Genomic DNA, 10,712 nt, shown 5'->3' on the forward strand with positions numbered 1-10,712 from the left:
AGGCGTATGACGCTTGTCCGCTGCAGCGCCGCGCTAACCAATCCGCTTGGCGCTGCAGCGGACAAATAGGGGGAGAACTGTTACCTATGTATCCGGTTCAAACTGTTACCCATCTATCGGCTGGACACCGACCGCAGCCTCGGCGCCTATCTAGCAACATTCGAAATTGGCGAAATCATCGAAGAGAGCGCCCCTCTCCCCGTCACTATACGGGAAGAGGATGCCGGCAGGCAGGCCAGGGGCAGCGCCAACGTCCGAAAAAGGGTGGCAGCCCGCGAAGTTGAAACTGCCCGCTGCCTGCCGAGCTCGAACGAGGGAAGCTACTCCGCCGGCGCGCCGGCGACGTTCCTGCGCGTGGCGTCGATCATCTGCCGCCGCGCCCGGAACACGCCCCATTGCTGGTCGACGAGCACGCCGATCAGGATCACCCCGCCCATCACCGCGAAGTTCAGCGAGGACGGGATGCCAAGCAGGTTGACGAGGTTCTGCAGCTCCTGCAGCAGCACCGTGCCGAGGATGACGCCGATCAGCGAGCCTTCGCCGCCGCGCAGCGAGAAGCCGCCGAGTACGGCCGCGGCAATGGCATAGAGCTCGTAGAACTGGCCGTGGCTCGCCGGCGAGATCGAGCGCGTGTACATGGCGAAGTAGATCGCCGACAGCGCCGTCAGCACGCCGCAGATGACGTAGGCCGCCATGACGATGCGGCCCGTGCGAATGCCCGAATATTTCGCCGCTTCCTCGTTCTTGCCGATGGCGTAGAGATAGCGCCCGAATACCGAGCGGTGCAGCACCACCCACATGACGATGGCGATGATGATCAGCGCGATGAAGCTGTTCGGCACGCCCCAGCTGCGTCCGGCGGTGAGGAATTCGAGGTCCGGGAAATTCTGGCCGAAGGCGAAGCCCGCCGTGCCGTCGGCGGTGTAGAAGCGCGCCACGCCGCGGTAGATGAGCAAGCCGCACAGCGTCACCACGAAGGGCTGCAGCTTCAGCCGCGTGATCAGCCAGCCATGCACCAGGCCGATGATGGCGCCGAGCGCGATGATCAGCACGAAGGCCAGCGGCCAGTCCAGCTCGCGCACGGCGATGAAGTCGATGAACAGCGTGCCGAGCAGCGCGACCAGCGAGCCGACCGACAGTTCGATGCCGCCTGTGATGATGACGAAGGCCTGGCCGATCGAAAGGATGCCGAACAGCCCGATCAGGTTGGAGGTGTTGGCAAGGTTGATCGGCAACAGGAAGCGCGGATTGATGGCCGTCACGACGGCGCCGACCACCAGGATAAGGACCAGCAGGCCGAGATCCTTCTTGCTCATCGTTGTCCTCCCCTTGACGGCAGGGTCCACGGTTTTGCGGCCGGACCCTGTGGCAAACAAAACTATTTCGGCGTCTTGCCCACAGCCAGCAGAAGCACGTTCTCCTGGCTGAAATGGTCCTTGTCGAGAATGCCGGATATCCGCCCCTCATGCATGACCGCGATGCGGTCCGACACCCCGATCACCTCTTCCATGTCGCTTGAGATCATCAGCACCGCGACGCCGGCATCGGCAAGCGCCCGCATCAGCCCGTAGATCTCGGCCTTGGCGCCGATGTCGATGCCGCGCGTCGGCTCGTCGAGGATCATCACCTTGGGGTTCATCGCCAGCCATTTGGCCAGCACCACCTTCTGCTGGTTGCCGCCCGACAGCGTGCCGGTGCGGGTCGCGACCGACGGCGCCTTGATGCCGAGATTGCTCTTCTGCTTCTCCGCGGTGGCAACTTCCGCGCTCGTCGAGACCAGCGAGCGCTTCGCATGCGCCGGCAGGTTGGGCAGCGAGATGTTCTGGGCAATCGATAGGTCGAGCAGGATACCGGTCAGCTTGCGATCCTCCGGCACCAGGAAGATGCCGCTCGCGACAGCGTCGGCGGCCGAGCCGAGCTTCAGCGTCTTGCCGTCGAGCGTAACGCTGCCGCCAAAGCATTCGTCGATGCCGAACAGCACGCGCGCCAGCTCAGTGCGGCCAGAGCCGACCAGACCGGCTAGTCCGAGGATTTCGCCATGGCGGACCTCGAGGTCGACGGGACGCTCCGGATAGGCGCTGGTGCGCACAGCCCGGACCGAGAGCGCGACGCCGCCCGGCGCATGCGCGGAATCCGAAACCCGCTCGCGTTCCTTCAGCATGCGGCCGATCATCAGCTTGACCATCTGGTCGTGGTCGATCTGGCTTTTCGCCAGCGTGCCGGCCAGCATGCCGTCGCGCAGCACGACGACGCGGTCGGCGACCCGCTCGACCTCGTGCAGCCGGTGCGAGATGAAGATGACGCTGATGCCTTCCACCTTCAGCGCCTTGATGACGTCGAGCAGCTTGTCGGTCTCGGCGATCGGCAGGCTGGAGGTCGGCTCGTCGAGGATCACCAGCCGCGCCTTGATCGACAGCGCCTTGGCGATCTCGACCATCTGCTGCTGGGCAAGCGACAGCGAGGCGACCGGCGCGTCGGCTGAGAAATTGGCGCCGACGCGCTTGAGCAGCGGCGCCACCATGTCGCGCAGCCTGCCGCGGTCGACCAGCTTCAGCGGCCCGGCCCGCAGCGGCTCGCGGCCGAAGAAGATATTGGCGGCGACGTCGAGATTCTCGAACAGATTGAGTTCCTGGTGCACGAAGGCGATGCCCGAACCGATGCTGGCTTCGACCGTGAGTCCCTCATGCGCGACGCCGTCGACGATGATGGTGCCGCTGTCCGGCCGCGTCACGCCGCCGAGGATCTTCATCAGCGTCGATTTGCCGGCGCCGTTCTCGCCGACCAGGCCGATCACCTCGCCCGGCCTCACCTCCATTGAGAAGCCGTCCAGCGCCACCACGCCGGGATAGGTTTTGCGCACGCCGTCCAGGCTCAGGAACGGAGCAATCGTGGATTGAGCGATGGATACGTCGGAATAATTCATCACGCCTGACAGCAGCCGGTGGGCGTTTGGCCTCAGACTGACGGGCCTTCGCGGGCCCGTCAATATGATCGCCGGCTCAAGGCAGATCCCTGAGCCGGCGAAACGTGCGTCGTCCTACTTGCCGGCCATCGCCTTGAGGTTCGCGGCGTAGGCGTCGACATCGTCCTTGCCGATGATCTTTGTCGGCACGATGATCAGGCCGCCCTCCGGGATGCCCGACTTGTCGCCCTTGAGATAGGCGGCCATCAGCTTCATGCCCTGATAGGCCCACTCGAACGGCTGCTGCACCACGGTGGCGGCAACGGTGCCTTCCTTGACGCCGCCCAGCGTGATCGGATCGTCGTCGAAGCCGACGACGGTGATCTGGCCGAGCTTGCCGGCGTCGCGCAGGGCTTCATAGATACGCGGCGTGTTGTAGGAGTAGAAGCCGACCATGCAGGTGATGTCGGGGCTGGCGACCAGCGCGTCCTCGACATTCTTCTTGGCGCGCGCCTGATCGATGTCGTCGCCGCGAACGTCGACCAGCTCGATCTTGCTGCCCTTGAGCCCGTCCTTCATGCCTTCGATGCGTTCTTTGGCATTGTCGGCGCCGAGCAGGCCGACGAAGCCCAGGCACTTGCCGCCGTCCGGCATCGCCTTCTTGGCGATCTCGGCGGCCTGCTTGCCGGCATCGACATTCGACGATCCGATATAGGCGACGCGCTTGGTCTGCGGGGCGTCCGAATCGGTGGTGAACAGTGCCGTCTGGGACGCGATCTTGTTCAGCCCGTCGGTCGAAGTCTTGGGGTCGACGGCGGAGACCATGATGCCCTTGACGCCGGCCGTCACCAGGTCGTCCATCAGCCGCTGCTGGATGGCGACGGACGACTGCTCCGGATATTTCAGCTCCAGATTGTAGTCCGGAAGCTCGCCTTGCGCCTTCTTCACGCCGGCTTCCGCCGCCTTCCAGAAGTCGGATGCGCCGTTGACGACGAAGGCCAGCGTCGGCTTGTCGTCGGCGCGCGCGATCGCGCTTGCCGACAGGCCGAGCGCCAGGGCCGCGGCGGCGATGGACGCAGTTCGGATCACAGATTTCATGTTCAACCTCCCTTTTGAAACACAGACAGAATGTGTCGCTTGCGGCGCGGGCGCCCCTCTCCTCAAGGGTTTGGCCCCAGATCCGGCAACCTGAGAATGGCGCCAATCCAGCCGCGACCGAGACACTAGACACTCATTCGCAGTTCGTAAATAGTCCGATTTGTCTGACATTTTCGTGAGTGTGCGGCGACCCTCTTCCGGCGGCTTGCCGGCCCGATGGCGCACCGCATCGCACGCCTTTACGCCACCAGCCGGAAGCCCGGATCCGGTAACGACGAGTTGACAGTAGAACGCTTACGGCTATTAGTAAATAGTATTAGTTATCGAGGATGGCCGATCCCGCCCGGGCGGGAGATCTGGCAGCCAAAGCAGAGCGCAAGGGAGGAAGAAGAGCGCCAGCGGCAAAGCGGGCCCATCGCGCGGAAATTCTAAGGAAAATCGTCAGCTTTGCTGACCTTGTCCGGTCGTTTCGTCGGCGTGCGGTGCGGCTGGCGCGGAATGCGTTGCGTGTGATAATAGTTATAATCAAGCTGCATTTCGATAAATGCGCTTCCACGAAAGCCATCTTGCCGTTGCTGCCGGCCTTTGCTTAACAACCGGCCGGGGTTGGGAAAACGACCATGAGCGAACCGACGGAATTGCGCGATCCCCCGGAGGCGTCCAGGCGACGCGCCGCCAGGCCCAAGGGCCGCGTCACCATGACCGACATCGCCAGGACCGCCGGCTGCTCGCAGGCGACGGTGTCGTTCGTGCTCAACAATTCGCCCGGCATCAGGCTCTCGCAGCAGACCCGCGACCGGGTGATCGAAGCGGCACGGTCGCTGGGTTACTCGCCGCCTGTGTTTTCCGCCCTGCGGCCGCCGGTGACGCCCTTCGAGGGGCTGGACGGCGTCATCGGCTTCGCCGTCGACCAGCTCGCCACCAGCCCCGAGGCGGTGGTCGCCATCGAGGGCGCGCGCCAGGCCTCGTGGAATGCCGGCAACGTGCTGCTTGTCGCGCAGACCATGGGCGATGCCGTCATGGAGCCGCGCGCTATTTCAGCGCTGACCAGGCGCGGCATCTCGGCGCTGATCTACATGACCATCTTCACCCGCGAGATCGCGGCGCCCGAGTTCCTCTACAGCCTCGACATCCCGGTCATCCTGCTCAACTGCTACACCGCCGACTATGCCTTCCCGGCGGTCGTGCCCTCCGAGATCGCCGGCGGCCAGAGCGCGACAAGGCATCTCATCGGCCACGGCCACCGCCGTATCGCCACCATCACCGGCGAGCCCTGGATGCAAGCGGCTCAAGATAGGCTGAAAGGCTATCGCCGCGCGCTCGCCACCGCCGACATTCCTTTCGATCCGGAGCTGGTGGTCGAGGGCGATTGGTCGGCCAGCGCCGGCTATGCCGCGACCGTCAAATTGCTCGCCCTGAAGGAGCGCCCGACCGCCATCTTCTGCCAGAACGACCGCACCGCGATCGGCTGCTACGAGGCGCTGAAGGAGGCCGGCCTGCATATCCCCGAGGATATTTCCGTCGTCGGCTATGACGACGAGGAGATCGCCCGCCATCTGTTCCCGCCGCTGACGACATCGATCCTGCCGCATATGGCGATGGGCCAATGGGCGATCGAGCAGTTGGAAGCGCCGCCCACGCCGGGCCGCGGCCGCTATCCCATCACCAAGCTGGAATGCCCGCTGGTGGAGCGGGAGAGCGTGGGCAGGCTCGGGGTCCGGGACGCTACGGGGTGAGATCCTGCGAGCCTGTATTGACATTGTCATGACAATTGCTAGATATCTGATCCTGATGCAGGAGGATTTCGATGCCGCAGTCCAATCATGCCGGCCGCGATCGCGATGCGGCGCGAAAGGATGATGTGATTCAGATCCGCGCTTCGGCGGGGACGAAGGCCATTCTCAGCCGCGCCGCGGGTTTGCGCGGGCAGAAACTGTCGGAATTCATGCTGGACAGCGCCCGCAGGCAGGCTGAAGAAACCATTCTCGACCAGCGCGCCTTCTTTCTCGATGCCGACGCGCATCAGAAATTGCTCGATCTGCTCGACGCCCCCGACAAACCGAACGAGGAACTTCGCGCGCGCATGACGCGCAAGCCCGCCTGGGAGCGCTGATGCCTGCTGGTGGAGGGCCGGGGTTGCGGGTCAGCCCTCCGGAACGGCTGACCGTCGGCCACGATGTGTCCCCGTTTCGTAACGGCAGGCATCCCACGCTCGATGACTGGTTGCGCAATCGCGCTCTTGCCGGCGAGGGCCTGTCCGCCCGGACCTATGTGATCTGTGACGCGAACATGAATAATCGCGTCATCGGCTACTATGCGATCTCGACGGCGATGGAAGAACGGATCGCGCTGCCAAGCGCGAAGCTGAGGCGGGGTATGCCCGAGCAGGTCCCGCTGCTGCTGATCGGCCGCCTGGCGGTCGATCAGGCATTCCAGGGACTTGGGCTTGGCGGGGACCTGCTTGCCGATGCGCTGCGTCGCTGCTTGGCCGTGTCGGAGATCGCCGGGGTTCGCGCCGTGGTGGCGCATGCGATAGACGATGACGCCGTCGGCTTCTATCAGCGGCACGGCTTCATTCTGTCTTCGCTGGGCGAGCGAGTGATGCTGATGCCGATCGAGACAGTGCAGGCATTGTTCTCGAAAGTCTGAGTCGTCCGGCCGCTCGAACGACGAGGTCGTCTTACCACCACTTGGCATCGATCCCGTCGAGGACTAGCCTGAGGCCAGCGAAGGGAGAGCGAGATGACGTCGAGCTTCACCGTGCACCAGGCATCCGGCTACGAGCAGCTGATGGGACGCTGGAGCCGCAGGCTGGCGCCCAAATTCATCGACTTCGCCGGCCTGGCCGGCGGCGAGAAGATCCTCGACGTCGGCTGCGGCACCGGCAGCCTGACCTTCGAGCTGGCGAAATCCGCCGGCCTCGCCGAAATCCAGGCCATCGACTTCTCGCCCGTCTTCATCGAGGCGGCCAAGGCACGCAACACCGATTCGCGCATCACCTTCAGCCAAGCGGACGCTACCGCCTTGCCGTTCGCGGACGACGCATTCGACCGCGCCCTTGCCCTGCTCGTGCTCCACTTCGTGCCGGAAACCGGCAAGGCGGTGGCCGAGATGCGCCGCGTGACGCGGCCCGGCGGCGTGATCGCGGCGGTGGTGTGGGACCATCTCGGCGGCATGCCCGGCATGCGCATGATGATCGACACGGTTGCCGCGCTCAGCGAAAGCGGCCGCCAGATGCGCAGCCGCTATTGCTTCCAGCCGATGATGCAGCCGGGCGAGATGAAGCGGACCTTTGTCGAGCAGGGTCTTGCCGACGTCACCGAGACCGAGCTGATGATCCGCATGGACTATGCGGATTTCGACGACTACTGGGCGCCGATCGGCGCCGGCGAGGGGCCGCTCGGCAAATACATGTCCACGGTCGACGCCGCAGAGCGGACGCGCATCGAAGCCGCCGTCCGCGATGCCTATCAGGCCGGCCGGCCCGACGGCCCGCGCTCGTTCGCCAATGTCGCCTGGGCCTGCCGGGGCGTTGTTCGCTAGAGGCGTTTTCGCGCTAAGTACTTGTTTTGATGCAATTCCGGACGGAAAACCGCCGCGTACTTTTCCTGTAATTCCTCCAACGCCGACCATCAGCTTGACGACCTCGTCATGGTTGGTCTCGGAGATCTTGCGCTCGCCGGACACCCCGCGCCTCGGCACGGCAATGCGGTCGGAGACTGCAACGATGATGCCCGGCGCAGATCGCAACCAACCAATCTGTCGAGCGCGCCGCTCTGCGCCGCTTGGCTTTCCGGAATCTCAAAAAAGACTATGACAGATAGCAATGCTATGCTATGCGGCATAGCAATAATGCTATTTGACATAGCGAATGATGGCAAGGGAGGAGCCACACAGTGCCGAGGTCGCGGTGTAATGGGTGAAGTCGGCCCCGTCTTGGTGATGGGGCCAGGCTGCATCCTCGATGCCACCGCGCTCGTTAGCCACTGCACCAAGCGCATGAGCCTACAAAGTACCAAAGACATTCTGTGCGCTTGAGGCGTTGCCGCGAACAGCCTCCGGCAAGATTCACCTGCTGCGGGCGCTGGCAGCGGCAGGACCAGATGCCCCGCGTGCGCAGCAGAGCAATTGCGAATGTTTGCAAGGGAGGATCAACGAGTGAACATCCAAAGCAGGAGCTTCATCGACGAGGCGCGCTGGACCGGCAAGGCATTTCTGGGTGGCTGGCGTGAGACGGCTGCCGGCGTCGCCGAGGTGCGCAATCCGGCGACCGCCATGTTGGTGGCCTCGGTGGGCGTCGGCGGCGCGGCAGACATCGGGCAAGCCGCGGTTGGGGCTTATCTGGCGCAGCCGGCCTGGGCGGCGAAACGTCCCTCCGAGCGCGCGGCCATATTGAACAAGGCGGCCGATATCCTGGAAGCCAATGGCGAAGAGCTCGTCGGCTGGATAATGCGCGAATCCGGCTCCATCCGGGCGAAGGCGCAAATCGAGATCGATCACGGGGCGGCCTTCATCCGCCACGCCGCGGCTGCCGCTGTCGAGCCGAACGGCATCGCCCTTCCCACCATGGATGCTGGACGCCAGAACCATGCGCGGCGGGTGCCGCACGGCGTGGTCGGAATTATCTCGCCGTTCAATTTTCCACTTGTCCTCTCTGTCCGCGCAATTGCCGCCGCTCTGGCGACAGGCAACGCCGTCGTCCACAAACCGGATCCGCGCACGCCGATTTCCGGTGGCATCATCATTGCACGTCTCTTCGAGGAAGCGGGCCTGCCCGCAGGTGTCCTCCATGTCGTCCCCGGCGGAATTGACGCCGGCGAGGCCCTCTGCACGGATGCGAACATCGCGATGGTCTCGTTCACAGGGTCGGCGGCGGCCGGGAGCCGGGTCGGCGAACTGGCCGGCAAGCATCTGAAGAAGGTTCAGCTTGAGCTCGGCGGCAAGAACGCCCTGATCATTCTCGATGATGCCGATCCGGACATCGCGGCGTCGAATGCCGCCTGGGGCTGCTTCCTGCATCAGGGCCAGATCTGCATGTCGACCGGTCTCATCCTTGTCGACGAGAAGCATGCCGATGCGATTGCTTCGCGCCTTGCCGCCAGAGCCGGACACCTGGTTGCCGGCGATCCCTCGACCGACCAAGTGGCGCTTGGCCCCATCATTTCCGATGCCCAGGTCGACAGAATCCAGGGCATCGTCGACGATGCCGTCGCCAAGGGCGCAAAGCTGCTCGCCGGAGGCAAGGCAAGCGGCCGCTTCTATCCGGCAACGGTTCTGTTCGGCATCGAGCGAGGCATGCGTGCGTTCGAGGAAGAAATCTTCGGGCCCGTCGCCTGCATTGCCCCGTTCCGCGACGAAGAGGCAGCGATCTCTCTCGTCAACAGCTCCGAATATGGCCTCGCCGCCGGCGTCATTTCGGCCTCCGTCGACCGCGCCAGGTCCGTTGGCGAAAGACTAGAGGTCGGCCATCTGCACATCAACGATCAGACCGTCAACGCCGGGCCGCACGCACCGTTCGGCGGCCGGCGGCGCTCGGGCAATGGCAGCCGCGTCTCAGGCCCGGCGATCTGGGAGGAATTCACGCAGTGGATGTGGATTTCCGTCAAGGAACAAGCAACGCCCTATCCATTTTGACCAATCCACGAAAGATCGAACCATGAATCTCTCCAACAAGCTTCTGGTCATTACCGGTGCGTCTTCGGGGATCGGAGCCGAGGTCGCCCGTCTCGCCCGCTTCCATGGCGCAAGGGTAATCGGCATCGACCGCAATGATCCCGCGGTTACCCTGGATGGCTTCGTGAAGGCCGATCTCTCGAAGCCGGATACGATCGACGAGGCCGTTTTGTCCCTGCCCGCGCAATTCGATGGGCTTGTCAACGCGGCAGGCGTGCCGGGCACCGCCGACAAGGATACGGTCGCCCGCGTCAACTATCTCGGCCTGCGTCACCTGACCGAGACAGTGGTCGGAAGGCTTTCGCCGGGCGCGGCAATCGTCAACTTCGCATCGATATTGGGCGCCGCATGGCCGGAACGCCTCGCCCTGCACAAGGACCTGGCAACGACCGGGACCTTCCAGTCTGGTCACGACTGGTTGGCTGCGAATCCGGTTTCGCAAGACACCTGCTATCAATATTTCAAGGAAGCCCTGATCGTCTGGACGTTCATGCGGGCGCAGCAGCTCTTCCTCTCGCGTGACATCCGCATGAATTCTGTTGCGCCCGGCCCGGTCTTTACGCCAATCCTCGGCGACTTCATCACCATGCTTGGTCAGGATCGGGTCGAGGTTGACAGTGGCAGAATGAAGCGCCCTGCCTTTGCAGACGAGATCGCCCCGGCCGTCGTCTTCCTGTGCTCGGACGCGGCGCGCTGGATCAATGGCGTCAACCTGCCGGTCGACGGTGGCCTGGCCTCCACCTATCTCTGACGCGGCGTTCTCGCGCGATCGGTGCGAAAGCTATGGATACTTACTTGAAATTGGCGCACCCGACAGGATTCGAACCTGTGACCTCTGCCTTCGGAGGGCAGCGCTCTATCCAGCTGAGCTACGGGTGCTTCCCGGTAAAACGAACCAGCCGGTGAACCAGCCAGCCACGGCTTCTTAGCGGAAGCACGCGAAGGCTTCAACGGCCAATTGGGGTGGCAAGGCATTTGACGCCACAGGAGCGGTTAGGCTTCCCGAGGGCGTATGTGGCGGTCAAGGCTGCGCCGTATC

9 protein-coding genes, 1 tRNA gene and 1 pseudogene are annotated in these 10,712 nt (G+C 64.0%); 6 read left to right on the forward strand and 5 right to left on the reverse strand.

Annotated elements, in window-relative coordinates:
- Positions 1–320: 320 nt before the first annotated feature.
- The 3 genes from EOA33_RS12355 to EOA33_RS12365 form a co-directional block, all read right to left on the reverse strand.
- Positions 321–1,316 (reverse strand): ABC transporter permease, encoded by a 996-nt coding sequence (locus EOA33_RS12355; protein WP_126057072.1) that lies wholly within the window; start codon positions 1,314–1,316, stop codon positions 321–323.
- 62 nt (positions 1,317–1,378) lie between these two features.
- Positions 1,379–2,923: a sugar ABC transporter ATP-binding protein gene (locus EOA33_RS12360; protein WP_127405744.1), complete on the reverse strand. Its 1,545-nt coding sequence runs from the start codon at positions 2,921–2,923 to the stop codon at positions 1,379–1,381.
- Between the two features lie 114 nt (positions 2,924–3,037).
- On the reverse strand, positions 3,038–4,000 hold the full coding sequence (locus EOA33_RS12365; RefSeq protein ID WP_126057071.1) for a sugar-binding protein: 963 nt from the start codon (positions 3,998–4,000) through the stop codon (positions 3,038–3,040).
- 620 nt (positions 4,001–4,620) lie between these two features.
- Here EOA33_RS12365 and EOA33_RS12370 point away from each other — a divergent pair.
- The 4 genes from EOA33_RS12370 to EOA33_RS12385 all read left to right on the forward strand — a co-directional run bounded on the left by EOA33_RS12370 (position 4,621) and on the right by EOA33_RS12385 (position 7,543).
- Positions 4,621–5,736, forward strand: coding sequence for a LacI family DNA-binding transcriptional regulator (locus EOA33_RS12370; protein WP_190234261.1), 1,116 nt, complete (start codon positions 4,621–4,623; stop codon positions 5,734–5,736).
- A gap of 71 nt (positions 5,737–5,807) precedes the next feature.
- The gene (locus tag EOA33_RS12375; protein ID WP_126057070.1) at positions 5,808–6,113 is read left to right on the forward strand and encodes a DUF1778 domain-containing protein; all 306 of its coding nucleotides are present in this window, start codon (positions 5,808–5,810) and stop codon (positions 6,111–6,113) included.
- 23 nt (positions 6,114–6,136) lie between these two features.
- Complete coding sequence (locus EOA33_RS12380; protein ID WP_210212570.1) at positions 6,137–6,649, forward strand: GNAT family N-acetyltransferase; 513 nt, start codon at positions 6,137–6,139, stop codon at positions 6,647–6,649.
- A 93-nt stretch (positions 6,650–6,742) separates the two neighbouring features.
- On the forward strand, positions 6,743–7,543 hold the full coding sequence (locus EOA33_RS12385; protein ID WP_126057068.1) for a class I SAM-dependent methyltransferase: 801 nt from the start codon (positions 6,743–6,745) through the stop codon (positions 7,541–7,543).
- Between the two features lie 81 nt (positions 7,544–7,624).
- Here the strand turns inward: EOA33_RS12385 and EOA33_RS41510 are convergent.
- Positions 7,625–7,729 (reverse strand): annotated as a pseudogene (locus EOA33_RS41510) (sugar ABC transporter ATP-binding protein); the annotation flags it as partial.
- Between the two features lie 429 nt (positions 7,730–8,158).
- Here EOA33_RS41510 and EOA33_RS12395 point away from each other — a divergent pair.
- Entirely contained in the window at positions 8,159–9,634 is a 1,476-nt protein-coding gene (locus EOA33_RS12395; protein WP_210212571.1) for a benzaldehyde dehydrogenase, read from the forward strand.
- A 22-nt stretch (positions 9,635–9,656) separates the two neighbouring features.
- Entirely contained in the window at positions 9,657–10,424 is a 768-nt protein-coding gene (locus EOA33_RS12400; RefSeq protein WP_127405747.1) for a coniferyl-alcohol dehydrogenase, read from the forward strand.
- Between the two features lie 51 nt (positions 10,425–10,475).
- Here the strand turns inward: EOA33_RS12400 and EOA33_RS12405 are convergent.
- Positions 10,476–10,552 (reverse strand) — tRNA-Arg (locus tag EOA33_RS12405).
- Positions 10,553–10,712: the final 160 nt, after the last annotated feature.

Origin of the sequence: Mesorhizobium sp. M4A.F.Ca.ET.050.02.1.1, assembly GCF_003997725.1 — a bacterium.
In the GTDB taxonomy this organism is placed as follows: domain Bacteria; phylum Pseudomonadota; class Alphaproteobacteria; order Rhizobiales; family Rhizobiaceae; genus Mesorhizobium.